Origin of the sequence: Streptomyces sp. NBC_00090, from assembly GCF_045160815.1 — a bacterium.
Taxonomy (GTDB): domain Bacteria; phylum Actinomycetota; class Actinomycetes; order Streptomycetales; family Streptomycetaceae; genus Streptomyces.
Genome location: NZ_CP108224.1, coordinates 4,405,840 through 4,431,373, shown reverse-complemented (window position 1 = coordinate 4,431,373; position 25,534 = coordinate 4,405,840). Strand labels below are relative to the sequence as shown.

The window sequence follows — 25,534 nt, the reverse complement described above, 5'->3', positions numbered from 1 at the left end:
GGCCGGTCCCGGACGGACGTCCTTTCCGGCGAGGCCTCGCGGGTCGGACACCCCGTCCGCCGAGGCCTGGCGGGACGGGCATCCGGTCCGATGAGGCCTCGCGGGTCGGACATCCCGTCCGGTGAGGCCTCGTGCCCGTCAGCCGGCGAAGGCGTCGCGCACGGCGTCGTACTCACGGGTCCACCAGACCGCCAGGGCCGACACCGCGGGAAACTGCGGGTCGGCCCTTCGGTCGTGCAGCTGGTAGCGCCAGCGCAGGGTCCAGAAGTCGTTGAGCCGCTCCCACCACACCCGGTGTGCCGCCGCGGCCAGCTCGGCGCCGTCGGCGCCCGTCGCCCGCCGGTACGCGCGGGCGTACGCCCGCACCTTCTCCAGCGCCAGCTCGCCCCCGGGCCGTACGAAGAAGATCGCGGCCGCCCGGACCGCCTCCTCCGCCCGCGGGCGGACCCCGAGCCGGTCCCAGTCGACGATCGCGGCGGGCTCCGCGCCCCGGTAGAGCAGGTTCAGCGGGTGGAAGTCGCCGTGCACCCAGCCGGACGCGGCGGCCGGCGGCGGCCGGTGGTGGGCGTGCTGGGCGAGGAGCCGGCGGCGCTCCCTGAGCCGGTGCTCGGCGAGCGCGTCGAAGCTGTCGTGCGGCCGGTGCGCGCGGGCGAGGCCGATCAGCTCCTCGATGGCGCGGAAGGTGTCCTCGGGGCGGGCGCTCTGGTGCTCGTCCCCCGGCGGCGGCGACTCCATGACCCGCTCCAGACAGGTGTGGACGTGCCCCAGGAGGGCGCCCAGACGGCGGGAGCCGCCGGTGGAGAGCTGGGTGCCGTCGCGGTGGCGGCCGTCGATCCAGGGGTGCAGGGCGTAGCAGAGGCCGTCGATGACCGCGACCGTACGGCCCCCGCTGTCGGCGAGCGGTGGGGCCACGGGCAGGCCGAGGGCGTGCAGGCGCTGGGTGGCGCGGTGCTGGCGGGTGATCGTGGCGCGGTCGGCGGTGGGGGCGTCCAGGTGCTGCTTGAGGAAGTAGGCGCCTCGGGTGGTGCGGAGGCGGTAGCCGCGGTTGAGCAGGCCCTGGGCCACGGGTTCGCAGGAGAGGGGCTCGCCGACGGCCGTGTAGCGGCGCAGGAGAGCGCCGACGGGCGGAGCGAGGGTTGCAGATGAGCGCGGCACTCCGCAGATGTTAGATCACGCTACGTGGTGGAGGTGTCGCTCCAGAGAATGCAGCTCGACGGGACGGCCGGTCGAGTAGTCGAGCTCGTGCACGGTCACGAACTGCGGTTCGATCCGCATGTAGACGGGTTCGAAGGGCTCGTCGTCCACGACGCGGGGCTCGGGCCCGAAGGCCGCGAGCTGCTCCTCGGTCGGCTCGACGATCTCCGCGGTGCCCGTGAACTGCACGGACCAGATCTTCTGCGCTCCGGAGCTGAAGTTGTCCGCGCCGTACGCGACGACGCTGCCGTTGCAGGCGCGGTGGTAGCCGAGCCCTCTGTGCATCCGGAGCAGGACACGTCCGTCGGTCACGATGTGCCGGGCGGGCGCGACGAACGGCATCGCCCGCATGCTCGTCGCCACCCGGCCGTACGACACTCGGCCGAGCAACTCGATGGCGCGGATCTCCTCGGTGGACATGACTTCCACTCTCCGCCACCGGCAGGGTGCCGGAAAAGGGGCCCCTGCCCCGGTTTCACGGGGACGTAGGTCCCGAATCCGGGCCGTCGGCCCCCGCCTGGTCCGTACGGACTCGGCCCCGGCCTGGTCCGTACGGGTGAGGCACGGCCCGGGCCGGAGCGCGGGTGGTCTCAGTGGCGCTCGGCCTGGAGCCGCGCCACGTACGCCGCGGCCTGCGAGCGCCGCTCCATGCCCAGCTTCGACAGCAGGCTGGAGACGTAGTTCTTGATGGTCTTCTCCGCGAGGTGGAGCCGCTCGCCGATGACCCGGTTGGTCAGGCCCTCGCCGATCAGGTCCAGGATCCTGCGCTCCTGGTCGGTCAGGTTGGCGAGCTTGTCGTCGCGCTTCGGGTTGTTGCCGTCGCGCAGCCGCTCCAGGACGCGGGCGGTCGCCACCGGGTCCAGCAGCGACTTGCCGGCCGCCACGTCCCGCACGGCGTTCAGCAGCTCGTTGCCCCGGATGGCCTTGAGGACGTATCCCGAGGCCCCGGCCATGATCGCGTCGAAGAGCGCCTCGTCGTCCGCGTACGAGGTGAGCATCAGGCACTTGATGCTCTCGTCCTGCGAACGGATCTCACGGCACACCTCGACTCCGCTGCCGTCGGGCAGTCGGACGTCGAGCACCGCGACGTCGGGGCGGGTCGCGGGGATCCTGACCAGCGCATCTGCCGCCGTCCCGGCCTCCCCGACCACCTCGATGTCGTCCTCCACGGAGAGCAGCTCGTGGACGCCGCGCCTGACGACTTCGTGGTCGTCCAGCAGAAATACCCGGATTTTTCCTTCTTCGCGCACCCGGTCAGTCTCACATATTGGCTCTTCCCGCGCCCGGGGTGCGCGGGATAACGTGCCGGGTGTTCCGGCGGCCCGTCTGGCCGTTGCCGACGCGCTGACCAGCCGCTGTTCCCAATTTTCTCGATTTACTTGGAAATCCAAGCAAAATCGCAGGTCAAGTGGGGTTTCGCGGGAATGCTGCGCTGTGGGTAACGTGCCTATGACAGGGCTCTCGCCGGGGCACCTGTCACGCCCGACCCCGGCCGCGTCGCACCCACCCCGTGCGAAGGCTACGGATAAGGCGGAGAGCCGCACTGGTCTACCGGCGAACCCGGAGGCCGGACCGACGGAGGAGCACGTAGTGACCGTGGAGAGCACTGCAGCGCGCAAGACGACGCGACGCAGCAGCGGCACCAAGCGCACCGCAAGCGCGAGCACGAGCACCACCAAGAAGACGAGCACGCGCGCCGAGGCGGTAGCGACGGAGCCTGAGCTCGTCCAGCTGCTGACGCCCGAGGGAGAGCGCGTCCAGCACCCCGACTACGACATCGACCTGAGTGCCGAGGAGCTGCGCGGTCTCTACCGCGACATGGTCCTCACCCGGCGCTTCGATGCCGAGGCCACGTCCCTCCAGCGCCAGGGAGAACTGGGCCTGTGGGCCTCGCTGCTCGGCCAGGAGGCCGCGCAGATCGGCTCCGGCCGCGCCCTGCGGGACGACGACTACGTCTTCCCCACCTACCGCGAGCACGGTGTCGCCTGGGTTCGTGGGGTCGACCCCACGAACCTGCTGGGAATGTTCCGTGGCGTGAACCACGGCGGCTGGGATCCCAGCACCAACAATTTCCACCTGTACACGATCGTCCTCGGCTCGCAGACCCTGCACGCCACGGGCTATGCCATGGGTATCGCCAAGGACGGCGCGGATTCCGCCGTGCTCGCGTACTTCGGTGACGGCGCCTCCAGCCAGGGCGACGTGAACGAGTCGTTCGTGTTCTCCGCGGTCTACAACGCCCCGGTCGTGTTCTTCTGCCAGAACAACCAGTGGGCGATTTCCGAGCCCACCGAGAAGCAGACCCGCGTCCCGCTCTACCAGCGTGCCGCCGGCTTCGGCTTCCCCGGCGTCCGCGTCGACGGCAACGACGTCCTCGCCTGCCTGGCCGTGACCCGGTCGGCGCTCGAGCGCGCCCGCCGCGGCGAGGGCCCGACGCTCATCGAGGCGTTCACCTACCGCATGGCCGCCCACACCACCTCCGACGACCCGACGAAGTACCGCCGGGACGAGGAGCGCGAGGCCTGGGAGGCGAAGGACCCGATCCAGCGCCTCAAGACGTACATGGAGAACGAGGGCCACGCCGACGCGGCCTTCTTCGAGGAGCTGGAGGCGGAGAGCGAAGCCCTCGGCAAGCAGGTCCGCGAGGTCGTGCGCGCCATGCCCGTCCCGGAGCACATGGCGATCTTCGACAACGTGTACGCGGACGGGCACGCGCTCGTCGACGAGGAGCGCGCGGAGTTCGTCGCCTACCAGGCGTCCTTCGCGAACGGAGAGGCCGAGTAATCATGGCTGTTCAGAAGCTTCCCCTCGCGAAGGCGCTCAACGAGTCGCTGCGCAAGGCCCTGGAGACCGACCCCAAGGTCCTCATCATGGGCCTGGACGTCGGCAAGCTCGGCGGTGTCTTCCGGATCACCGAAGGTCTGCAGAAGGACTTCGGCGAGGACCGTGTCATCGACACCCCGCTCGCCGAGTCCGGCATCGTCGGCACCGCGATCGGCCTCGCGCTGCGCGGCTACCGGCCGGTCGTGGAGATCCAGTTCGACGGTTTCGTCTTCCCGGCGTACGACCAGATCGTCACCCAGCTGGCGAAGATCCGGGCCCGTTCGCTCGGCACCGTGAAGATGCCGGTTGTCATCCGCATCCCGTACGGCGGCGGCATCGGCGCCGTCGAGCACCACTCCGAGTCCCCCGAGTCGCTCTTCGCGCACGTCGCGGGCCTCAAGGTCGTGACCCCGGCGAACTCCTCCGACGCCTACTGGATGCTCCAGCAGGCGATCCAGAGCGACGACCCGGTCATCTTCTTCGAGCCCAAGCGCCGCTACTGGGACAAGGGCGAGGTCGACACCGAGGCCATCCCCGGCGAGCTGCACAAGGCCCGGGTCGCCCGCGAGGGCACGGACCTCACCCTGGTGGCCTACGGCCCGATGGTGAAGACCTGTCTGGAGGTGGCCGAGGCCGCCGCCGAGGAGGGCAAGTCGATCGAGGTCGTGGACCTCCGCTCGATCTCCCCGCTCGACTTCGACACCATTCAGGCCTCGGTCGAGAAGACCCGCCGCCTGGTCGTCGTCCACGAGGCGCCGGTGTTCTTCGGCTCCGGCGCCGAGATCGCCGCCCGGATCACCGAGCGCTGCTTCTACCACCTGGAGGCCCCCGTCCTGCGGGTCGGCGGCTACCACGCGCCGTACCCGCCGGCGCGCCTGGAGGAGGAGTACCTGCCTGGCCTGGATCGCGTGCTCGACGCCGTCGACCGCTCGCTGGCGTACTGAGGAGAGCACCGTGACGATCCGCGAATTCAAGATGCCCGATGTGGGCGAGGGCCTCACCGAGGCCGAGATCCTCAAGTGGTACGTCCAGCCCGGTGACACGGTCACCGACGGGCAGGTCGTCTGCGAGGTCGAGACGGCCAAGGCCGCCGTCGAGCTGCCGATCCCCTTCGACGGCACGGTCCACGAGCTGCGCTTCCCCGAGGGGACGACGGTCGACGTCGGCCAGGTCATCATCTCGGTGAACGTCGGAGGCGGGGACGCCCCCGAGGCCCCGGTGGCCCAGGCCGCCCCGGTCGTGGCGGCCCCCGCCGCCCCGGCGGCCGAGGACGACGAGCCCAAGGGCCGCCAGCCGGTCCTCGTCGGGTACGGCGTGGCCGCGACCTCCACCAAGCGCCGCCCGCGCAAGGCCCCGGCGGGCACCACCCCGGCGGCTGTTCCGGCCGCCCCGGTGCTCGGTTCCGTACCGGAGCAGCTCAACGGGCACGCACCGGCCGGGGCCCGGCCGCTGGCCAAGCCGCCGGTCCGCAAGCTCGCCAAGGACCTCGGCGTCGACCTGGCGACGGTCGTCCCGACCGGCCCGGACGGCATCATCACCCGTGAGGACGTCCACGCGGCGGCGGCTCCCGCTCCCGTGGCGGTCGTCGAAGCACCGGCTCAGGCGCCGGCGCCGGCACCCGTGGCCGCCCAGGCTCCGGCCCAGGCACCCGCTCCGGTCGCCCCGGTCGCCGAGTCCTCGGAGGCGCGGGAGACCCGTGTCCCGATCAAGGGCGTGCGGAAGGCGACGGCCGCGGCGATGGTGGGGTCGGCGTTCACCGCGCCGCACGTCACCGAGTTCGTGACCTTCGACATCACGCGGACGATGAAGCTGGTCGAGGAGCTGAAGTCCGACAAGGACATGGCGGGCCTGCGGGTCAACCCGCTGCTCCTCATCGCCAAGGCCGTCCTGGTCGCGGTGAAGCGGAACCCGGACATCAACGCGGCCTGGGACGAGGCGGCGCAGGAGATCGTGCTCAAGCGGTACGTGAACCTGGGCATCGCCGCGGCCACCCCGCGCGGTCTGATCGTGCCGAACATCAAGGACGCGCACGCCCAGACCCTGCCCGAGCTGTCGAAGTCGCTGAGCGAGCTGGTCTCCACGGCCCGCGAGGGCAAGACGACCCCGGCGGCGATGCAGGGCGGCACCTTCACCATCACCAACGTCGGCGTCTTCGGCGTCGACACCGGTACGCCGATCCTGAACCCGGGCGAGGCCGCGATCCTCGCGGTCGGTGCGATCAAGCTCCAGCCCTGGGTCCACAAGGGCAAGGTGAAGGCGCGTCAGGTCACCACGCTGGCGCTCTCCTTCGACCACCGTCTGGTCGACGGCGAGCTCGGCTCGAAGTTCCTCGCGGACATCGCCGCGATCCTGGAGCAGCCGAAGCGGCTCATCACCTGGGCGTAGTGCGCGGGTTCGCCTGTTTCACGTGAAACATCCGGCGGTGGCATCTGCCACCGCCGGATGTTTTTCTGCGTCCTTCTTTGCAAGCGTGGTAGGAGTGTTGCGCATCGCGAACGAGACGCAGGGGGAAGCATGGCTGTCACCGTGCCCGGCTGGGCGGACACACTTCTCGATCTCATAGGGGTCGCCTGGCCCAACGTGGACGAAGACGCCTACCGGGACATGGCGGATGCCTTGCGGGAGTTCGCCTCCGACCTGGAGGACGACGGGCAGCTCGCCAACAACCACGTGCAGCGGCTGCTCTCCTCCGGCCACGGTGAGGCCCTCGACGCCCTCAACGGTCACTGGGGCAAAGTCAAGGACAAGCACATCAAGGAGATCGCCTCGGCGGCGCGCACCATCGCCGGCGGCGTCGACTCCGCCGCGACGGCCGTCGAGGTCATGAAGGGCGCGGCCCTCGTCCAGCTCGGCTATCTGGCCGCGGAGGCCGGTATCGCCATCGCGGCGATCCCCGTGACGGGCGGCCTCTCCGCGCTGATCGGCGCGGGCGCGATGCGGGCCACCCAGGAGGTCGTCAAGCGCCTCATCAAGGAGTGCATGGAGGAGGCGGTCGCCTACATCGTCGCGGCGATGACCGAGCCGGCCGTCGCCGCCCTGGAGAGCCTCGCCGCCGACCTCGTCGTCCAGCTCGGCGCCACCGCCCTCGGTCTCCAGGACGGGGTGAGCCTCGACCAGGCGAAGCAGGCGGGCGCGGACGGCTTCAAGGATGGCGTGCAGTCCTCCAAGGACGCCATGCACCTCGCCTCGGCCGGCGGCTCGGGCGGCGGAGGCGGAGGCGGCGCGAGCGGCAAGGGCTTCTCCATCGACCACGCCGAGCACGACCACGCCGGTACGCAGCTCAACGGCGTCAGCATCGCCATCCACGGCAAGACCACCGGGAAGCTCACCAAGGCCAAGTCGCACCACGGCCGCACCCGTGGCCGCGACTCCATCGCCCAGGCCCTCGACCCGGTCCTCGACAAGGCGATGGACGCCCTCGCCAAGTCCGCCACGACCATGGGGGACCACGTCGGCAAGACGCTCCCCAAGGCGGTCAAGCAGATCTCCGTCGACCACAAGAACAACGACGACGACGTACGCGCCCGCCTCGCCAACGAGCGGCGCAGGCACGAGGAGGGCGACGGCAGGGGCCCCGGCCCCGGCGGGAACGACAGGGGCAACCCGTCGGGTGTGAAGCCCGACTCGATGAAGGACGCGAAGGACGATCCGCGGGACAAGGGCACGCCCATCAACACCCGCCGGTGCGCGACCGACCCGGTCGACATCGCCTCCGGCGAGATGGTCATCGCCCAGACCGACCTGGCCCTGCCCGGCGTCCTGCCCCTGATCCTGCGCCGCACCCACCTCTCCGGCTACCGCTACGGCCAGTTCTTCGGCCGCAGCTGGGCCTCCACCCTCGACGAGCGCATCGAACTCGACCCCAGGGGTGGGGCGCTCCTCGCCCGCGAGGACGGCTCCGTGCTCGTCTACCCGCGGCTCCCGCAGGACGAGACGGAGGAGGTGTGGCCGGTCGAGGGGGCCCGGCTGCCGCTCTCGCTCGCCGATCGGGGCGCCCTCGGCGAGGTCACGTACGCGATGCGCGACCCGCACGCCGGACTCACCCGCCACTACACGGGCAACCCGTTCCGCGGGACGCTCTACTACTGGCTCCGCTCGATCGAGGACCGCCGGGGCAACGTCGTCCACATCCAGCGCGGCGACGACGGGCTGCCCAGCTCGGTCGTCCACGAGGGCGGCTACCGGGCCCTCGTCGTCACCGACCCGGAGGCGGGCCGGATCACCGGCCTCTCCCTGTACGCCCCCGAGGGGGCCCGGACCCTCACCTCCTTCGGGTACGACCCCTTCGGCAATCTCGACACCGTCACCAACTGCTCCGGCCGCCCGCTCCGGTTCACCTACGACGAGCAGGCCCGCGTCACCTCCTGGACCAACCGCAAGGGAGCCGTCTACCGGTACGTGTACGACGCCGCCGGCCGGGTCGTCGAGACCGTCGGCCCCGACGGCTTCCTCTCCTCCCGCTTCTCCTACGAGACCGACGCGGCGACCGGCCACCGCCGTACCCGCTTCACCGACTCGACCGGTGCCGTCTCCGTCGTCCACCTCAACGCGCTCGGCCAGGTCGTCGCCGAGACCGACCCGCTCGGCAACACCGTGCTGCGCACCTGGGACCGCTACGACAACCTGCTCTCCCGCACCGACCCGCTCGGCAACGAGGCCCACTTCACCTGGGAGGACCACGCCGACCTGACCCGCGTCCGCTTCCCCGACGGCACCGAGGCCACCACCGCCTACGACGCCCTGCACCTGCCGGTGGCGGTCACCGGACCCGACGGTACGACCTGGCGCCAGACCTTCGACGCGCGCGGCAACCGCACCGAACTCCTCGCCCCGGACGGCGCCACGACCCGCTTCGCCCACGACGCCTTCGGCGCGCTCACCGCACGCACCGGACCGGACGGGGCCACCGAGCGGTTCACGACCGATGACGCCGGCGTCTCCCTCGCCGCCACCGACGCCCTCGGCCACACCTACGCCGTCGCCCGCGACGCCTACGGCCGCCCGGTCCGCGGCACCGACCCCACCGGCGCCGTCACCGCCATGGAGTGGACGCCGGAGGGCTGGCTCTCCCGGCTGGTCGGCCCGGACGGCTCCACCGAGAGCTGGACCTGGGACGAGGAGGGCAACTGCGCCTCCCACACCGACGCGACCGGCGCCACCACCCGCTTCGAGTACGGCCACTTCGACCTGCTCACCGCCCGCACGGGCGCGGACGGCGCCCGCTACGAGTTCCGCTACGACACCGAGCTCCGGCTCACCGAGGTCGTGGGCCCGCAGGGCCTGACCTGGACGTACGTCTACGACGCGGCCGGCCGGCTGGTCGCCGAGACCGACTTCGACGACCGCACCGTCCGCTACGCCTACGACGTCTGCGGCCGGCTCGTGGGCCGGACCGGCCCGCTCGGGGACACCACCGCCCTCACGTACGACGTCTGCGGCCGGGTCCTCACCAAGGAGGTCGCGGGCCGGACCACCCGCTACACCTACGACGACGCCGGCCGGCTCGTGGCCATCGAGGCCCCCGACTCCACGCTGACCCTGGAGCGGGACCTCCTGGGCCGGGTCCTCGCCGAGACCGTCGACGGGCGCACCCTGCGGTACGAGCGGGACGCGGCGGGCCGGGTGGTGCGCCGCACGACACCCACGGGCGCGGTGTCGACCTTCGCCTACGACCTCGTCGGGCAGCGCACCGAGGTGGTCAGCGGCGGACACGCGCTGCGCTTCGGCCGGGACGCCCGGGGCCGCGAGCTCAGCCGGGTCTTCGGCGAGGCCGACCGGCCCGTGACGCTGGCCTCCGAGTGGAACACGGCCGGCCGGCTGGCCGGGCAGACCCTGACGGGCCCCCGGGGCGAGCTGCGGTCCCGCGGCTACGCCTACCGGGCCGACGGCTGCCCGGAGGAGGTGACCGACCGGCTGACCGGCCGCACCACCCTCTTCGGCCTCGACGTGGTGGGCCGCCCGACCGAGGTGAACGGGGAGAACTGGTCGGAGCGGTACGCCTACGACGCCATGGGCAACCAGACCCACGCCGAGTGGCCGGACCGGGCGCTGCGGGACGAGGGCCGGGGCGCGCGCAGCTACGGCGGCACACGGCTGCTGACCGCCGGCGCGGTCCGCTACGAGTACGACGCCGGGGGTCGGGTCGTGCTGCGGCAGCGGACCCGGCTCTCCCGGAAGCCGGAGACCTGGCGCTACACCTGGGACGCCGAGGACCGGCTGACCGCCTGCCGGACGCCGGACGGCGCGCTGTGGACGTACACGTACGACCCGCTGGGGCGGCGTACGGCGAAGCACCGCATGGCGGAGGACGGGCAGTCGGTCGTCCAGTCGGTCTTCTTCACCTGGGACGGCAGCCGGCTCGTCGAGCAGACGGACTCGGCCCACGGCACCACGCTCACCTGGGAGTACGAGGGCCGCCGGCCCCTCGCCCAGCTGGAGCGCCGCACCCCCGAGCCGGATCCGGGCCAGCCGGGGCACGGGCAGCCGGGGCCGGGACAGGCACTGCCGGGACAGCCGGAGACGGACGCGCGGTTCTTCGCGATCGTCACCGACCTCATCGGCACCCCGAGCGAACTCGTCGACGAGGACGGGGAGGTCGCCTGGCACAGCCGGACCACCGTGTGGGGCCAGACCACCTGGAACAGGGACGCCGTCGCGTACACACCGCTGCGCTTCCCCGGCCAGTACGACGACCCGGAGACGGGCCTCCACTACAACCTGCACCGCCACTACGACCCGGCGACCGCCCGCTACACCAGCCCGGACCCGCTCGGCCTGGGCCCGGCGCCCAACCCGGTCGCCTACGTGATCAACCCGCACGTCCGGATGGACCCCGAGGGCCTGATCGCCAAGGGGTGCACGGAGGACGGCGGCTGGTACAGCGGACTCCAGCCCGCGAACCTCAAGAACGACGACGGGACGCGGCGCACCGACGTCGACATGGAGATCAACCACATCCCGGCGAAGGACTCCTACTCCCATCTCGACCAGGCCGGGTTCCGGAAGACGAAGAGCGGCGGCGCGGGCATGGGCCCGGCGATCCGCATGGAGTACGACGACCACCGCGGCGTGACGAGCACCGGCTCCAGCAAGGAGTCGGACCAGTGGCGGGCGGACCAGCGGGCCCTCATCGACGCGGGGCGCTGGGACCAGGCGATGATGATGGACATCAACGAGATCCGGGAGCTCTACGGCGACAAGTACGACACGCATATCGCCGATATGATCGACAGCCTCCAACACAACCGTAAATTCCAGAAGATGCTGGAAGAACGCGGCTGGACGATTGATTACGACATCCTGAAATAGAAAGGCATGGGTGGGGAATGGACCTGCTGCTCGAACCCCCGCACGGTGCCGGGCCGGTGCGGCTCGGGATGACGCTCGACGAGGCGGTCGCGGCCGTGTCGCCCTGGGGCGAACCCCGGGTGCGCACCCGCCCCAACCGGGTCCTGGTGACCGTCTCGGCCAAGTGCGACAAGGTGGGCGTGGAGGTGCTCCTGGAGGAGGAGAACACCGTCACCGCGGTCGAGTTGTGGTGGCCGGGCGAGGGGCGGGAGACCTCGACCCGGGTCCTGCTCGACGGCGAGGACGTCTTCCGCGCCCCGGCCGACGAACTCCTGGCGCGGGCGGTGGCGCGCGGCTGGACGGTCGACGCGGAGAATCCGGAGAATCCGCTGGTGCCGGGGGTCTCGCTCGGCTTCACGCGGCAGACCTCGCAGGAGGTCCCGCGGAATGCGGACGGAATTCCGGTCCATTTCACCTCCGTTCTCGTCGCGGCGGAGAACTACTACGACTACCGCTACAAGAACGCGAACTGATCCCGCGGTTCGCCCCCGGTTCGCCCCCGGTTCGCCCCGCGCTTCGCCCCCGGTTCGCCCGCGGTTCGCCCCCTCGCGGGGGCGGCCGCCCCGGGACGCCGATCACGGCCGGCCCCGTCCGCGATGTGGACGGGGCTGCCTGTTGCACCTCTGTTGTATCTATGCTGTGCGCATGCCATCCGCCCCAGTCAAGGTGCCCGCCGCGGCCGACCGCGTCTACATGCACGTCAAGCAGGCCGTACTCGACCGGCGTTACGAGGGGGGCACCCTCCTCACCGAGGGCGAACTCGCCCAGGCCGTAGGGGTCTCCAGGACCCCCGTCCGCGAGGCGCTGCTCAAGCTGGAGATGGAAGGGCTGCTGAAGCTCTACCCCAAGAAGGGCGCCCTCGTCCTCGCCGTCTCCGCCCAGGAGATCGCCGACGTCGTCGAGACCCGGCTGCTCGTGGAGGAGTTCGCCGTCCGCCGGGCCGTGCCGGCGCCCGCCGCGCTGATCGAACGGCTCGAAGAGCTCCTGGAGGAGCAGAAGCGGCGCGCGGAGGCCGGGGACCTCGCCGAGGTCGCCGTCACGGACCGCTGCTTCCACGCGGAGATCGTCCGGCACGCCGGCAACCAGATCCTCTCCCGCCTCTACGACCAGCTCCGCGACCGCCAGCTCCGCATGGGCGTCGCCGTGATGCAGTCCCAGCCGGACCGGATCGCCAAGAACATCACCGAGCACGCCGAGATCCTCGACCGGATCCGCGCGGGCGACGTGGAGGGCGCGGCCCGCTGCGTCCGCCGGCACCTCACCTGGGTCAAGGTCCTGGTGCGGGGCGAGGACCGATGAGCCGCGGCAGCCGGAACGGTTACGGCTCGGCCGTCACCCTCCCCGGCGACCCGCCCGGCGGCCGCCGCGCCGCCCTCGTCTGGGGCGTCGGCGTCGCCGTCTACTTCGTCGCCGTCATCTTCCGCACGTCCCTCGGCGTCGCCGGCCTCGACGCCGCCGACCGCTTCGACGTCAACGCCTCCGCGCTCTCCACCTTCTCGATACTCCAGCTGCTCGTCTACGCGGGCATGCAGATACCCGTCGGGCTCATGGTCGACCGGCTCGGTACCAAGAAGGTCCTGGCCATCGGTGTCCTGCTCTTCACCCTCGGCCAGCTGGGCTTCGCGCTCTCGCCCACGTACGGCACAGCCCTCGCCTCCCGCGCGCTCCTCGGCTGCGGCGACGCCATGACCTTCATCAGCGTCCTGCGGCTCGGCACCCGCTGGTTCCCCGCCCGCCGCGGCCCGCTCATCGGCCAGGTCGCCGCCCTCTTCGGCATGGCCGGCAACCTCGTCTCGACCGTCTTCATCGCCCGCGCCCTGCACGGCATCGGCTGGACGACCACCTTCGTCGGCAGCTCCCTCGCGGGCGTCCTCGTCCTCGTCCTGCTGCTGCTCTTCCTCAAGGACCACCCCGAGGGGTACGAGCCCGAACCGGTCCGGCACGCGGGCGCAGCGTTCGTCCGCCGCCAGATCGCCGAGTCGTGGCGGGAGCCCGGCACCCGGCTCGGCATGTGGGTCCACTTCACGACCCAGTTCCCGGCCATGGTGTTCCTGCTGCTGTGGGGGCTGCCGTTCCTCGTCGAGGCGCAGGGCCTGTCCCGCGGCACCGCGGGTGAGCTGCTGACCCTGGTGGTGCTCTCCAACATGGTCGTCGGCCTCGCGTACGGGCAGATCATCGCCCGCCACCACCGGGCCCGCGCCCCGCTCGCCCTCGGTACGGTCGCGGCCACCGCCCTGCTGTGGGGGACCACCCTCGTGTACCCCGGGGACCACGCCCCGATGTGGCTGCTGATCACCCTCTGCCTGGTCCTCGGGTCGTGCGGACCGGCCTCGATGATCGGCTTCGACTTCGCGCGCCCGGCCAATCCGCCGGAGCGTCAGGGCACCGCGTCGGGCATCGTCAACATGGGTGGTTTCGTCGCCTCGATGACGACGCTGCTCGCCGTCGGCGTCCTGCTCGACGCGACCGGTGGCAGCTACCGGATCGCGTTCTCGTCCGTCTTCGTCCTGGAGGCCCTGGGCCTCGTGCAGATCCTGCGCCTCAAGGCCCGCACCCACCGCCGGGAGCGGGAACGGCTCGTCGCCAGCCGCGTGGAGGCCGTGCACGTACCGGTGTGACCGGGCAGGAGGGAGCCGGGGAACCGAGGAGCCGGGGACCGAGGAGCTGGGGACAGAGGATCCGGGGAGCTAGCGGGGCGTCACCGCGAAGTGGTCGAGGATGGCCCGCGCGAGCTCCTCGTCGCCCTCGGTCTTGACCCGGTCGGCGACGTCGGCCGGGCGGACACGGCCGCAGGCGAGCCGGACGAACGTCTCCCAGTCCGTCGCGAGCGTCACCGCCGGGCCCAGCGAGGGCGCTCCGTCGACGGAGCCGCGGCCCTCCGCGTCGACCCGTATCGTCCGCAGGAACTCCACCGGACCGGTCACGTCGAGCACCACCGCCGAGGAGGCGGGCGCCCCGGCGTCCTTGGCGACCACCTTCGGCAGCGCCTCCAGGAGCACGTCCCGGGTGACGTGCGCACCGGCCGAGTCCAGGTTGCCCGGCACGCCGAGCGCGGCCCGCAGGTCCTGCTCGTGCACCCACACGTCGAAGGCGCGCATCCGGTAGGCCAGTTCGAGGGACTGCTCGGCGCCGAGGGGGGCGCGGATCAGGTGCTCGGGGGAGCGGTTCTCGTTGCGGAGCTGCCGGGCCCGGCGGATGAGGATGTACTCCAGCTCCGAGGTCATCTCCGGGGCGGTGTGGTGCCGCCGCACATCGACCTGAACCTCCATGTATCGGGCGAAGTCACTGCGTACGTGGTACAGATCGCGCGGCAGGGAGTGGATCGGGCGGGGGTCGCCGAGCATCTCCGTCTCCATGCCGATGACATGGGAGACGATGTCCCGCACCGACCAGCCGATGCACGGGGTCGGACGGTTCCACTCGCCCTCCACGAGCGGCTGCACCAGCTCGGCTATCGCCTCGATGGAGTGGGTCCACGCGTCGGCGTAGTTCTGGAGGCTGGGATGGACGGTCACGGGACCCCTCGGCGGTTCTTCGGTACGCGGGCTGAAAACACGACTGGGTGGGAGGCTCGCACGCTAAGTTACGCTGCCCGAAGGCACCCCGGCAGTGCTTTCGTGTGACGATCGTAGGCCGGTGTTGACGGCTCGAATGCCAGGACGGTGGTAGTGTGCGCGCCTCGCTGATCCAGATCGCGGTAGACCCGGACGAACCGGTCGATGCCCGTCGCGCCCGAGTGGCGCGCCTCGTACGGGAGGAATCCGGCCATGCGGACCTCGTCGTCCTGCCCGAACTGTGGCCCATGGGGGCCTTTGCGTACGAGTCCTTCGCCGCCGAGTCCGAGCCGCTGAACGGCCCCACGCACCGGGAGATGGCGGCGGCCGCGCGGGACGCCGGGGTCTGGCTGCACGCCGGCTCCTTCGTCGAGGCGGAGGGCGGCGCGCTCTACAACACCTCGCTGGTCCTCTCCCCCGACGGCGAACTCGTCGCCTCCTACCGGAAGATCCACCGCTTCGGCTTCGACAAGGGCGAGGCGGTGATGATGGCCGCCGGGGAGGACCTGGTCACCGTCGACCTGCCGCATCTCACCCTCGGCGTCGGCACCTGCTACGACCTGCGCTTCCCCGAGCTCTTCCGCGGCCTCGTCGACGCGGGCGCCCAGGCCTTCGTCGTCCCGGCCGGCTGGCCCGCCCGCCGCCGCGAGCACTGGACGCTCCTCGCACGGGCCCGGGCGGTCGAGAACCAGGCGTACGTCCTCGCCTGCGGCACCGCGGGCACCCACGCGGGCGTCGAACAGGCCGGGCACTCGATCGTCGTCGACCCCTGGGGCGAGGTCCTCGCGGAGGCCGGCCCGGACGAGGAGATCCTGCGGGTCGTCCTCGACCCGGCGAAGGTCACGACGACCCGCGAACAGTTCCCGGCCCTCAAGGACCGGGTCCTGGGGATCGCGGCGCCGCGCACCCGCCGACCCTGACGGCGGTCGGTGTGAACGACCACGAGAAGTCCATGGCCACCGGCCTCCCGGCCGACCACGAGAAGTCCACGGCCACCGGCCTCCCGGCCGACCAGGAGAAGTCCACGGCAGCCGGCCTCCCGGCCGACCACGAGAGGGCCACGGCCACCGGCGGCCTCCCGGCCGACCACTCCACGCCCACCGGCGGCCTCCCGGCCGATCACGTCGCCGCCTTCGCAGCGCTCTTCGGCGCACCGCCCGAGGCGCCCGCCGTGCCCGTCGACTGGGACGCCGTGGAGGAGTGGGCGGGGCTCCGGCTTCCCGCCGACTACAAGGCGATAGCCACCGCCTACGGCCCCCTGGACATCGGGGAACGGCTCTGGCTGCACACCCCGTTCGACCGCGAGGGCGGCTGGTTCGACTACGGCAGCTTCGTCGAGTCGGGCCGCCGCGACGCCCCCGGCGTCCTGCCCTTCGGCGCCACCCGCATGTCCGACACCCTCTACTGGGACACCACCGCCTCCGACGACCCCGACCTCTGGCCCGTCGTCGTCCACCTCCAGGACGCGGCGAACGCGGGCCGCGACCCCTGGCTCCGCCTCGGCACCCCGCTCCTCCCCGCCCTTGCCGGCTTCGTCGCCGACGGCCTGCGCCCGGTCCTCGCCCGCAGCGGCCTCGCCGGCGACGAGGCGTACGCCTGGACCCCACCGGCCCGCCGCCCGGAGCCCACCCCCGAGCAGCGGGCCGCGCTCACCGAGGGCAGCGGCCTGAAGGCACTCACCGCCCTGCTCCCACCGCCGGCCGCGCCGCGCCTCGGCGACCGGAACTGGGAGTGGCTGTACGAACGCCTCGGCACCCGCCTCCCCACCGAGTACGTACGCCTGATGGAGACCTACGGCGGCGGTGGCTGGTGCCAGTGGCTGCGGTTCGGCCTCCCGCTGGGCACCGGTCGGTACGACCTCGCGCCCTGGGCCGAGTGGTACGGCGAGACCTACCGCGAACTACGGGACGCACACCCCCGGTACCACCCGCTGGCCGCCTGGCCCGAACCCGGCGGGTTCCTCGCCTTCGCCGACTCGATCGACGGCGACCAGCTGTGCTGGCTCACGGAGGGCGACGACCCCGACGCCTGGCCGCTGGTCGTCGTCCCGCGCCACGCCGACCAGGGCCCGCCGCTCACCGGCACCCTCACCGGGAACCTGCTGGCCTGGCTCCGCGGCGAGCTGGCCACGGAAGGACTGCCCCGCCTCGTACGGACCGGCGAGGACCCGCTGGAGATCATCGAGTTCGCACCCTTCACGGACGAACCCGACGACCAGGACGAGGGCCCTGCCGGTACGGACTCCGCCGGTACGGGCCCTGCTGGTACGGACTCCGCCGGTACGGGCCCTGCCGGTACGGGCTCCGCTAGTACTGGCTCTCCGCCCACAGCTGGGTGACCCGGGAGAAGCCCGCGCGGACCGCCCCGCCGCGGGTGAGCGCCGCGCGGTCCACCCCCGCGAAGATCAGCGCCAGGGAGAGGTCCGCCGCGCCCGCCCGGCCCGCCACCGTCACGTCCAGCTGCCGTCGCTTCCCGCGTACGGACACGGTGACGCCCGGGTCCTCGGCGTCCGCCTCCCGGGCGAGCACCCAGGAGCGCCGGTTCACGGCCCACAGCCGGTAACGGTCGCCGCCGTACCGCAGGTTCAGCCCCCGCTGCCGGGCGGTCGCGCCGAAACGGTTCCGCGACACGTACACATGGGCGTCGCCGACGCGGAGGGTCGCGCGGTTCAGGGTCGGCAGCCGGATCACGTCGGTGTGGATGCCCCGTGCCTCGTACGAGGCCGGCGGGATCAGCCCGCCCCGCAGCTCCGACATCACCACCTCCGGAACCGTCCGGCGCAGCGGCGCCTCCACCGTGATCTCGCCGAACTCGACGGACGCGCCCCGCCATCCGGCCTTCCGCTCGTACCCCTTGCCCTCGCGCCACGGGCGCAGTGTGAACGGCGTGACGGTGGTGTGCATGGCGCCCCCTCGGCCTCGTGTGTCGTCTTCAGACGACGATCGCATGGAGGGACGCGCGCTCCGGCTCCGGGCCCGGGGTGTACTCCGCCCAGGCCGCCGCCAGCCGCCGCACCGCCTCCGTGAGGACCTCGGTCGGTGCGAGGAAGTGGAGCCGGAGGTGGCGGAGGCTGCCGCCGAGGGCGTCGGTCGTGGCGCCCGGAAGGACGGCGACCCCGTGCCGGAGGGCGAGTTGGGCGAAGGAGACGCCGTCGCCGTGCGGAAGCCGCACCCACAGGGTCTGGCCGCCGGTCGCCGGCGCGCAGGACCAGGCGGGCAGTAGCCGGGCGAGCTCGGCGCGGAGGTGGTCGTGGCCCGCGCGCACCGCCGCCGTACGGGACGCCAGGACCGGGGCGAAGTCGTCGAGGAGGCGGGTCGCCACCAGTTGGGACGGGAGGTCGCTGCCCAGGTCGTGGAGGGCCTTGAGCCGGGCGAGCCGGGCGACGAGCGGGGCCGGACCCCGTACCCAGCCGATCCGCAGGCCGCCCCACACCACCTTGCTCAGCGAGCCGACCGCGATCACCTCGCCGTACGCGGAGAGGGACGGCTCCCGCGGCCCGGGGGCGAAGGCCAGGTCGGCGAGGACCTCGTCGTCCACGAGCGGCACCCCCAGCGCGTTCGCCGCCTCGACGAGCCGACGGCCGGCGAGCGGCGGGAGGACGGTCCCGGTGGGGTTCTGGAAGCGGGGCACGACATAGGCCAGGGCCGGGCGGTGGCGTTCCATCACCCGCACCGCCTCCGCCACGTCCAGGCCGTCGGGCCCGACCGCCACCGGCAGCGGCACGGCCGCGGCCTCCCGGAGGAGGTCCGGGCCGCGCTGCGCCCCGAGACCCGGCTCCTCTACCTGGAGACCATCGCCAACCCGACCACCCGCGTCTCCGACCTGCCCACGCTCGCCGCCGTCGCCGGCGAGGCCGGGGTCCCGGTCGTCGTCGACAACACCTTCGCCTCGCCGCTGCTCTGCCGGCCGCTCGACCACGGCGCCGACATCGTCGTCCACTCCGCCACCAAGTACCTCGCCGGGCACGCGGACGTCCTCGGCGGCATCGCGGTCTTCAAGGACCCCGAGCTGTTCCGCCGTATCCGCCGCCACACCGTCGAGCAGGGCGCGTCCACCGACCCGTTCGCCGCCTGGCTCACCCTGCGCGGGATGCAGACCCTGTCGCTGCGCATCGAGCGCCAGTGCGCGAACGCGGCCGAGCTGGCCGCCCGGCTCGCCGCCCACCCGGCGGTCGCGGCCGTCCGGCACCCCGCGCTCGCGAGCCACCCGGACCGGGCGATCGCCGAGCGGCTGCTGCCCGACGGGGGCGGCGGGGTGGTCTCGGTCGACCTCGCGGGCGGCCGGGAGGCGGGCCGCACCTTCGTCGAGGCGGTACGGGTGGCCTCGCTCAGCGTCTCCCTCGGCGACGTGAAGACCCTGGTGATGCACCCGGCCTCCACCTCGCACCACCAGCTCGACGCGGCGGCCCTGGCGGCGGCGGGCATCGGCCCGGGCACGGTCAGGATCTCGGTCGGCATCGAGCACGTCGAGGACCTGTGGACGGACCTGGATCAGGCACTGGCGAAGGCGGCCTGATGGCCGCCTGACGGCGGCCCGAAGTCGGCCCGAAGTCGGCCCGCCGCAGCCCGGCCCGTCAGTCCTCGCCCGCCATTCCTCGCCCCCCGCCCATCATTCCTCCCCCCGTCCCCCCGCCCCTCAGTCCTCGCGCTCCCTCTCGGCCATGCGGATCACGCACACCGCCACCGCGACGAGCAGGGCCGCGTCCGCGTCCTCGCGGACGACGTTCACGGCGTACGTCTCCCGGACGTGGAACCACTGCCGGGAGATGTGGGCCAGGAGTTCGCCGTCGTACTCGACGGTGAACTCCCGGTCCAGGATCCGGCCGCTGACGTCCAGCTCGGTGCCCTCGACGAGGGTCACCCGGTAGTGGTTGCGCAGGAGCGAGAGCCGCTTGCGGCGGATGCTCGCGAGCGGGCGCTCGTCGCGCTCGATCGTCATCGCGTCCCGCAGGCTGAACATCTTCTGCCGCAGGGTGACCAGGACCTGCCCGTCGGGGTCCTTCAGCTCCAGGGTGTCGCGCAGCCGCATGGCCTTGCCGTCGACGAGGAAGGCGTGGCGGCCCTGCTCGTCCTCGATCCAGTAGTCGTCGCCGATCGCGAAGATCTTGTCCCGTACGAGGTATTTCATGGCGGTATGCCTGCCCCGCGATCGCTGTGCTCACGCGGCTGCTTGGGGAGCCGGGTCGGCACCTCCTGTGTCGCGATGTGCTCGGACACCCTGTGGGAGTGGGACACCTCGCCGGCCCCGCTTTCCACTTGTACGGCGCCCTGCTATATCACGAGAAACAAATTCCCGCCCCCTATCCACTGATAAGGGAAGGAGCTTCCCTGCCGCATGGACACGCTGAATGTGTGCATCAGAAGACGATTTGCGACCTGTACCTCCGCCTGTCCCTCGACCGGGACGGCAAGACCGCGATCGAACGGCAGGAAGCCGACTGCCGGGCATGGGCGGTGGGAAACGGGCTGACCGTCCGCAAGGTCCACATCGACCGTGGACGGTCCGGCTACAAAAACGTCAGTCGGAAGGGATTCGACGCGGCGGTCACGGCGATTTCGGCCGGTGTCGTCGGTGTGTTGGTCGTCTGGAAACTCGATCGCCTGTCCCGCAAGGGCATCGGAGAGGTCGGAAAGGCCCTGGACGACATCGACCGGGTCGGTGGCCGACTGATCTCCGTAATGGACGGGCTTGACACGAGCAGCGACAGTGCCCGAGCTGTCGTCGGGATGCTGGCGGAACTCGCACACAACGAGTCACGCGATCTCGGGATGCGGGTCGGCAGCGCCAAGCGGTACCTGCGTCAGCGGGGGCAGTGGATCGGTGGGCGGCCGCCTTATGGGCTTCTGGTGGACTCCGGGACGAAGAAGCTGGTCCATGACCCCGAGACCTCGGTCTACGCCCGGCTCATCGCTGACGAGGCGATTTCCGGGAAGGCGCTTGTCCATATCGCCCGGCTGCTCAACGGGCACGGGGTGGAGTCTGCACGGGGAGGTCAGTGGAATTCGTCCAGCGTCATGCAGCTTCTTCGCGCACCCGCGTTCGCGGGTCTCACGCCGGAGACCGAGTACAAGGAATCGGCTGATGGAACACGCAAGTACAGCAACAAGGTCTTCCCCTACCGGGACCCGGAGACGGGGGAAACCGTGAGCATCGGCGAGGGGATCATCACGGTCGGGGAGCGGGAGCTCATCCTCGATCAGCTCCAAGCGCGCACCTTTCCCATGGCGGGGAAGCGGCACGGGCGCAAGCAGGGCACGTCGCTGCTCACCGGAATCGCGCGCTGCGGACTCTGTGGGTCCCGGATGAGCAAGGCGGGCACGTCGTACGTGTGCGCCAACAACCGAATGGGGCGGGACTGCCCAGGAGTCTCCGCACGGGTCGAAAGCCTCGACGCGTACGTCACCGGGGAATTCCTCTCACGGCTGCCATCGCTGGATCCGCTGGACCCGCTGCTCGGTGTGATCGCCGATCGCTGGAAGCAGAGGATGGATCCGGTTGCCGTCGCGAGACGGGATGCCGTCGTGGCGGAGACCGCAGACGCGGAGGCCCGGCTGGCAGACCTGGAGGAGGCCAGGTATGTCCGGGGAGAGTTCGACGGATCGGATGCGCACGACCGGTACGACCGGATGGCCGCGCGGCTGCGCCATCGGATCGAGGGGCTGCGTGCCGATCTCGCGCGGATGCCCATGCCTTCTGTCGACCTCTCCGCGTTTCTGGACGTCGGCCGTCTGAAGGAGGCTTGGGAAGGCGACGAGGTGGTGGGCCGTCGTGAGCGTCTGGGTCTCGCTGTCGACCGTGTAGAGGTTCAGCGTGGAAAGGTCGGCGTGAGGTTCGACGGCGACGAGCGCTGCCGCGTGGTCTGGGCAGTGCGCGGAGATGGCGCAGATCCCACCCGGTACAGGCCCCGCCCGGACAGTTCAGCCTGACCGGGTGATCGTTCCACCTGGACGATCACCCGCGTCGAACCGTCGTGGTCGGCCTTTCGCGCGTGGATGGCAAGCTTGAACCATGAACGATGCCGCTCCGGCGCCCACCCCCGCGCCCGCGCCCCGCCGTGCCCGTGTCCGTGCCCCCGAGTTGATCGGCAGGGGCGGGTGGATCAACACCGGCGGGAAGGATCTGAAGCTCGCCGACTTCCGAGGCCGCGTATTGATCTTGGATTTTTGGACCTTTTGTTGTGTTAACTGCTTGCACGTCCTCGACGAGCTCCGTGATCTGGAGGAGAAGCACCGCGACACCCTGGTGATCGTCGGCGTCCACTCGCCCAAGTTCGTGCACGAGGCCGAGCACCAGTCGGTCGTCGACGCCGTCGAGCGGTACGAGGTGCACCACCCCGTGCTCGACGACCCGGAGCTCGCGACCTGGAAGCAGTACGCCGTCCGCGCCTGGCCGACGCTCGTCGTGATCGACCCCGAGGGGTACATCGTCGCCCAGCACGCCGGTGAGGGGCACGCCAACGCGATCCGGACGCTCGTCGAGGAGCTGGAGGCCGAGCACGAGGCCAAGGGGACGCTACGGCGCGGGGACGGGCCGTACGTGGCGCCGGAGCCCGTCGCCACCGACCTGCGGTTCCCCGGGAAGGCGGTCCTGCTGCCCTCCGGGAACCTCCTCGTCTCCGACACCACCCGGCACCAGCTCGTCGAGCTCGCGGCCGACGGCGAGACCGTCGTGCGGCGCATCGGCGAAGGTGTCTTCCGGGAGCCGCAGGGCCTCGCGCTGCTGCCCGACGGCAAGGTCGTCGTCGCCGACACCGTGAACCACGCCCTGCGCGTGTTCGACCCGGCCACCGGGGAGATCGAGCGGGTCGCCGGCACCGGCAAGCAGTGGTGGCAGGGGTCGCCCACCTCGGGGCCCGCCCTGGAGGTCGACCTGTCCTCGCCGTGGGACGTGGCCTGGTGGCAGGGCAAGGTGTGGATCGCCATGGCCGGCGTCCACCAGATCTGGACCTACGACCCCGAGAGCGGGACCGTCGAGGTCGCGGCCGGGACGACCAACGAGGGACTCGTCGACGGGCCGGCCGCCGAGGCCTGGTTCGCGCAGCCGTCCGGGCTCGCCGCCACCGGGGACCGGCTGTGGATCGCCGACTCCGAGACGAGCGCGGTGCGCTGGATCGAGCGGGAGGGCGACGGATACGCCGTGCGCACCGCCGTCGGCACCGGCCTCTTCGACTTCGGCCACCGCGACGGCGCCGCCGAGCAGGCCCTGCTCCAGCACCCGCTGGGCGTGACGGCCCTCCCCGACGGCTCGGTCGCGATCAGCGACACGTACAACAACGCCCTGCGTCGCTACGACCCCGCCACCGGCGAGGTCACCACCCTCGCCACCGACCTGCGCGAGCCGAGCGACGCCGTGCTCGTCGGCGACGACATCGTGGTCGTCGAGTCCGCCCGGCACCGGCTGACCCGGCTGCGCCTCCCCGAGGAGGCCGTCCAGGTCGAGGCGGTCGCCCACCGCACCCGGCGCGAGGCGACCGAGGTCGCCCCCGGCCGGCTCCGGCTCGACGTCGTCTTCCAGGCCCCGACCGGACAGAAGCTGGACGAGCGGTACGGCCCCTCGACCCGCCTCCTGGTCTCCTCGACCCCGCCGGAGCTGCTGCTCGGCGGCGAGGGCACGGGCACGGACCTCTTCCGGGAGCTCGACCTGAACCCGGAGTTCACGGAGGGCGTCCTGCACGTCTCCGCGATGGCGGCGTCCTGCGACGACGACCCCGCCAACGAGTACCCGGCCTGCCACGTCCACCAGCAGGACTGGGGCGTCCCGCTGAAGATCACGGAGTCGGGCACGGCCCGGCTGCCGCTGATCCTCGCGGGCATGGACGGCTGACGGGACTCAGCGCACGATTCCCTGGTTCCTGGACGGGCGCCCCGCGGCCCCGTCCAGGCACCCGGCCACCCACGCCGCCGGGTCGTGGACGGCCCGTTCGCCGCCCATCCCCTGCCGCTCCATGAGCACGCACTCCCCGGCGAGCAGCGCCTTGGTGCGCGAGCCGTCGACGTCGTAGCCGCGGATGCGGGAGGCCTGCACGAAGCCGCCCTCGTACGCGATGTCCGTGCCCCACGGCGGCCGGTCGTCGTACTGACCGATCAACAGCCCCGCCACCGCCCCCGCGAACGCGACGGCGGCGGCGAGCGAGACGACGAACTTCCTCCGGGACGGGCCCTCGTGACGGTGCATGAGGACGAGCCTGCCGAGCGGGGGCTTTCGCCGATGTTTCGCTCGGCCCCCGGACGTCCTCAGCCCTCCAGGAAGGCGACCAGCGCGTTCGCGAGGAGGTACGGGTCGTCGGCGCCGCAGAGTTCGCGGGCGCTGTGCATGGAGAGGATCGCGACGCCGATGTCGACGGTGCTGATGCCGTGGCGGGCGGCGGTGATCGGGCCGATCGTGGTGCCGCAGGGCATGTCGTTGTTGGAGACGAAGGACTGCCAGGGCACCCCCGCCTTCTCGCAGGCGGCGGCGAAGACGGCCCGGCCGCTGCCGTCGGTGGCGTACCGCTGGTTGACGTTCACCTTGAGGATCGGGCCGCCGTTGACGCGCGGGTGGTGCGTCGGGTCGTGGCGCTCGGCGTAGTTGGGGTGGACGGCGTGGCCCGTGTCGGAGGAGAGGCAGATCGTGCCGGCGAAGGCGCGGGCCCGGTCCTCGTAGGCGCCGCCCCGGGCGTAGACCGAGCGCTCCAGGACGTTGCCGAGCAGCGGGCCCTGGGCGCCGGTGTCGGCCTCGGAGCCGTTCTCCTCGTGGTCGAAGGCGGCGAGGACCGGGATGTACGGGAGGTCGTCGCGGCCCGCGAGGGAGGCGAGCGCGGCGACGGCGGCGTGGACGGAGAGGAGGTTGTCCATGCGCGGTCCGGCGAGGAGCTCGCGGTCGCGGCCGAGGTAGGCGGGTGCCTCGACGGGGTGGACCATGAGGTCCCAGCCGGTGACGTCCTCGGCGTCGACGCCGGCCTCGGCGGCGACGAAGGAGATCAGGTCGCCCTCGTGGACCTTGCCCAGGCCCCAGACGGGCTGCATGTGGCGCTGGCGCTCCAGCTTGAGGCCGTCGTTGGCCCCCCGGTCGAGGTGGATGGCGAGCTGCGGGACGCGCAGCAGCGGCCGGTCCACGTTGACGAGGTGGTGGCTGCCGTCGCGGAGGGTGAGGCGGCCGGCGAGGCCGAGGTCGCGGTCGAGCCAGGTGTTGAGGAGGGTCCCGCCGTAGATCTCGACGGCGACCTGACGCCAGCCCTGGGCGCCCATGTCGGGGCGGGGCTTGACGCGCAGGTTGGGGGAGTCGGTGTGGGCGCCGACGATCCGGTACGGGGTGTGGGGGGCGGCGCCCTCCGGCACGTACCAGGCGATGATCGCGCCGCCGCGGATCACGTACTTCCCGCCGCTCGTCCCGTCCCAGGCCGCGGTCTCCTCGACGCGCCGGAAACCGGCCTTCTCCAGGCGCCCGGCGGCGCTGGCCACCGCGTGGTACGCCGACGGGGAGGCCGTCAGGAAGGACATGAGGTCATCGGTGTGACCGCGGTCGAAAGGGCCGGCCGTGGGGCGGGAAGCTGCGCTGCTCATGGGCCCCACCTTACGCAGCACGGCTCCCCCGGAACCGGTCGGGACCGGTGCCCACGAGCACCGGCGAGTGAGCCG

20 protein-coding genes and 1 pseudogene are annotated in these 25,534 nt (G+C 72.0%); 12 read left to right on the top strand and 9 right to left on the bottom strand.

Going from position 1 to position 25,534, the window contains the following annotated elements; genetic code table 11:
• Positions 1-138: 138 nt before the first annotated feature.
• The 3 genes from OG361_RS19775 to OG361_RS19765 form a co-directional block, all read right to left on the bottom strand.
• Positions 139-1,155: a phosphotransferase gene (locus tag OG361_RS19775; protein ID WP_405855337.1), complete on the bottom strand. Its 1,017-nt coding sequence runs from the start codon at positions 1,153-1,155 to the stop codon at positions 139-141.
• Positions 1,156-1,170: 15 nt separating this feature from the next.
• The gene (locus OG361_RS19770) at positions 1,171-1,614 is read right to left on the bottom strand and encodes a pyridoxamine 5'-phosphate oxidase family protein (protein ID WP_384560727.1); all 444 of its coding nucleotides are present in this window, start codon (positions 1,612-1,614) and stop codon (positions 1,171-1,173) included.
• Positions 1,615-1,784: 170 nt separating this feature from the next.
• On the bottom strand, positions 1,785-2,444 hold the full coding sequence (locus OG361_RS19765) for a response regulator transcription factor (protein ID WP_189803035.1): 660 nt from the start codon (positions 2,442-2,444) through the stop codon (positions 1,785-1,787).
• 340 nt (positions 2,445-2,784) lie between these two features.
• Here OG361_RS19765 and pdhA point away from each other — a divergent pair, with 340 nt between their 5' ends.
• From pdhA to OG361_RS19730, 7 genes are all read left to right on the top strand, one after another.
• Positions 2,785-3,978 carry a pyruvate dehydrogenase (acetyl-transferring) E1 component subunit alpha gene (gene pdhA / locus OG361_RS19760; RefSeq protein WP_405855335.1) on the top strand — a complete coding sequence of 398 codons (1,194 nt, stop codon included), beginning with the start codon at positions 2,785-2,787 and terminating at the stop codon, positions 3,976-3,978.
• 2 nt (positions 3,979-3,980) lie between these two features.
• Entirely contained in the window at positions 3,981-4,961 is a 981-nt protein-coding gene (locus tag OG361_RS19755; RefSeq protein ID WP_405855333.1) for an alpha-ketoacid dehydrogenase subunit beta, read from the top strand.
• A 31-nt stretch (positions 4,962-4,992) separates the two neighbouring features.
• Positions 4,993-6,402, top strand: a complete 1,410-nt coding sequence (locus OG361_RS19750) for a dihydrolipoamide acetyltransferase family protein (RefSeq protein ID WP_405862348.1) — start codon at positions 4,993-4,995, stop codon at positions 6,400-6,402.
• 129 nt (positions 6,403-6,531) lie between these two features.
• Positions 6,532-11,325, top strand: coding sequence for an RHS repeat-associated core domain-containing protein (locus tag OG361_RS19745; RefSeq protein WP_405855331.1), 4,794 nt, complete (start codon positions 6,532-6,534; stop codon positions 11,323-11,325).
• 17 nt (positions 11,326-11,342) lie between these two features.
• Positions 11,343-11,837 carry a hypothetical protein gene (locus OG361_RS19740; protein ID WP_405855329.1) on the top strand — a complete coding sequence of 165 codons (495 nt, stop codon included), beginning with the start codon at positions 11,343-11,345 and terminating at the stop codon, positions 11,835-11,837.
• 172 nt (positions 11,838-12,009) lie between these two features.
• Complete coding sequence (locus OG361_RS19735) at positions 12,010-12,663, top strand: GntR family transcriptional regulator (RefSeq protein ID WP_405855327.1); 654 nt, start codon at positions 12,010-12,012, stop codon at positions 12,661-12,663.
• The gene (locus OG361_RS19730; RefSeq protein WP_405855325.1) at positions 12,660-13,982 is read left to right on the top strand and encodes a nitrate/nitrite transporter; all 1,323 of its coding nucleotides are present in this window, start codon (positions 12,660-12,662) and stop codon (positions 13,980-13,982) included. The genes OG361_RS19735 and OG361_RS19730 overlap by 4 nt, the downstream gene beginning before the upstream one ends.
• A gap of 69 nt (positions 13,983-14,051) precedes the next feature.
• Here the strand turns inward: OG361_RS19730 and OG361_RS19725 are convergent, their stop codons facing one another.
• Positions 14,052-14,879 (bottom strand): maleylpyruvate isomerase family mycothiol-dependent enzyme, encoded by an 828-nt coding sequence (locus tag OG361_RS19725; protein ID WP_384560712.1) that lies wholly within the window; start codon positions 14,877-14,879, stop codon positions 14,052-14,054.
• Positions 14,880-15,034: 155 nt separating this feature from the next.
• Between OG361_RS19725 and OG361_RS19720 the strand changes: the two genes are divergently transcribed.
• Positions 15,035-15,838, top strand: a complete 804-nt coding sequence (locus OG361_RS19720) for a carbon-nitrogen family hydrolase (RefSeq protein ID WP_405855323.1) — start codon at positions 15,035-15,037, stop codon at positions 15,836-15,838.
• Between the two features lie 11 nt (positions 15,839-15,849).
• Positions 15,850-17,256 carry an SMI1/KNR4 family protein gene (locus tag OG361_RS19715; RefSeq protein ID WP_405855321.1) on the top strand — a complete coding sequence of 469 codons (1,407 nt, stop codon included), beginning with the start codon at positions 15,850-15,852 and terminating at the stop codon, positions 17,254-17,256.
• On the opposite strand, the gene OG361_RS19710 is transcribed toward OG361_RS19715, so the two are convergent.
• Together OG361_RS19710 and OG361_RS19705 are read right to left on the bottom strand one after the other, a co-directional pair.
• Positions 17,225-17,821, bottom strand: a complete 597-nt coding sequence (locus OG361_RS19710; RefSeq protein ID WP_405855319.1) for a hypothetical protein — start codon at positions 17,819-17,821, stop codon at positions 17,225-17,227. The genes OG361_RS19715 and OG361_RS19710 overlap by 32 nt on opposite strands.
• A gap of 28 nt (positions 17,822-17,849) precedes the next feature.
• Positions 17,850-18,581, bottom strand: coding sequence for an aminotransferase class I/II-fold pyridoxal phosphate-dependent enzyme (locus tag OG361_RS19705; protein WP_405855317.1), 732 nt, complete (start codon positions 18,579-18,581; stop codon positions 17,850-17,852).
• A 72-nt stretch (positions 18,582-18,653) separates the two neighbouring features.
• Here OG361_RS19705 and OG361_RS19700 point away from each other — a divergent pair.
• A pseudogene (locus tag OG361_RS19700) lies at positions 18,654-19,433 on the top strand (trans-sulfuration enzyme family protein); the annotation flags it as partial.
• A 120-nt stretch (positions 19,434-19,553) separates the two neighbouring features.
• On the opposite strand, the gene OG361_RS19695 reads toward OG361_RS19700, so the two are convergent.
• Positions 19,554-20,045 carry an LURP-one-related/scramblase family protein gene (locus OG361_RS19695; RefSeq protein WP_405855315.1) on the bottom strand — a complete coding sequence of 164 codons (492 nt, stop codon included), beginning with the start codon at positions 20,043-20,045 and terminating at the stop codon, positions 19,554-19,556.
• A gap of 224 nt (positions 20,046-20,269) precedes the next feature.
• Between OG361_RS19695 and OG361_RS19690 the strand changes: the two genes are divergently transcribed.
• Positions 20,270-21,844, top strand: coding sequence for a recombinase family protein (locus tag OG361_RS19690; RefSeq protein ID WP_405855313.1), 1,575 nt, complete (start codon positions 20,270-20,272; stop codon positions 21,842-21,844).
• An 82-nt stretch (positions 21,845-21,926) separates the two neighbouring features.
• Positions 21,927-23,741 (top strand): NHL domain-containing thioredoxin family protein, encoded by a 1,815-nt coding sequence (locus OG361_RS19685; RefSeq protein ID WP_405855311.1) that lies wholly within the window; start codon positions 21,927-21,929, stop codon positions 23,739-23,741.
• Between the two features lie 6 nt (positions 23,742-23,747).
• On the opposite strand, the gene OG361_RS19680 is transcribed toward OG361_RS19685, so the two are convergent.
• On the bottom strand, positions 23,748-24,092 hold the full coding sequence (locus OG361_RS19680) for a hypothetical protein (protein ID WP_405855309.1): 345 nt from the start codon (positions 24,090-24,092) through the stop codon (positions 23,748-23,750).
• 59 nt (positions 24,093-24,151) lie between these two features.
• Entirely contained in the window at positions 24,152-25,459 is a 1,308-nt protein-coding gene (locus tag OG361_RS19675; RefSeq protein WP_384560690.1) for a M18 family aminopeptidase, read from the bottom strand.
• Positions 25,460-25,534 lie beyond the last annotated feature (75 nt).

Coding starts and splice junctions, on each gene's coding strand:
- OG361_RS19770 (WP_384560727.1), bottom strand. CDS start 1,614: ATGTCCACCGAGGAGATCCGCGCCATCGAGTTGCTCGGCCGAGTGTCG.
- OG361_RS19755 (WP_405855333.1), top strand. CDS start 3,981: ATGGCTGTTCAGAAGCTTCCCCTCGCGAAGGCGCTCAACGAGTCGCTG.
- OG361_RS19750 (WP_405862348.1), top strand. CDS start 4,993: ATGCCCGATGTGGGCGAGGGCCTCACCGAGGCCGAGATCCTCAAGTGG.
- OG361_RS19745 (WP_405855331.1), top strand. CDS start 6,532: ATGGCTGTCACCGTGCCCGGCTGGGCGGACACACTTCTCGATCTCATA.
- OG361_RS19740 (WP_405855329.1), top strand. CDS start 11,343: ATGGACCTGCTGCTCGAACCCCCGCACGGTGCCGGGCCGGTGCGGCTC.
- OG361_RS19735 (WP_405855327.1), top strand. CDS start 12,010: ATGCCATCCGCCCCAGTCAAGGTGCCCGCCGCGGCCGACCGCGTCTAC.
- OG361_RS19730 (WP_405855325.1), top strand. CDS start 12,660: ATGAGCCGCGGCAGCCGGAACGGTTACGGCTCGGCCGTCACCCTCCCC.
- OG361_RS19710 (WP_405855319.1), bottom strand. CDS start 17,821: ATGCACACCACCGTCACGCCGTTCACACTGCGCCCGTGGCGCGAGGGC.
- OG361_RS19705 (WP_405855317.1), bottom strand. CDS start 18,581: ATGGAACGCCACCGCCCGGCCCTGGCCTATGTCGTGCCCCGCTTCCAG.
- OG361_RS19695 (WP_405855315.1), bottom strand. CDS start 20,045: ATGAAATACCTCGTACGGGACAAGATCTTCGCGATCGGCGACGACTAC.
- OG361_RS19685 (WP_405855311.1), top strand. CDS start 21,927: ATGAACGATGCCGCTCCGGCGCCCACCCCCGCGCCCGCGCCCCGCCGT.
- OG361_RS19680 (WP_405855309.1), bottom strand. CDS start 24,092: ATGCACCGTCACGAGGGCCCGTCCCGGAGGAAGTTCGTCGTCTCGCTC.
- OG361_RS19675 (WP_384560690.1), bottom strand. CDS start 25,459: ATGAGCAGCGCAGCTTCCCGCCCCACGGCCGGCCCTTTCGACCGCGGT.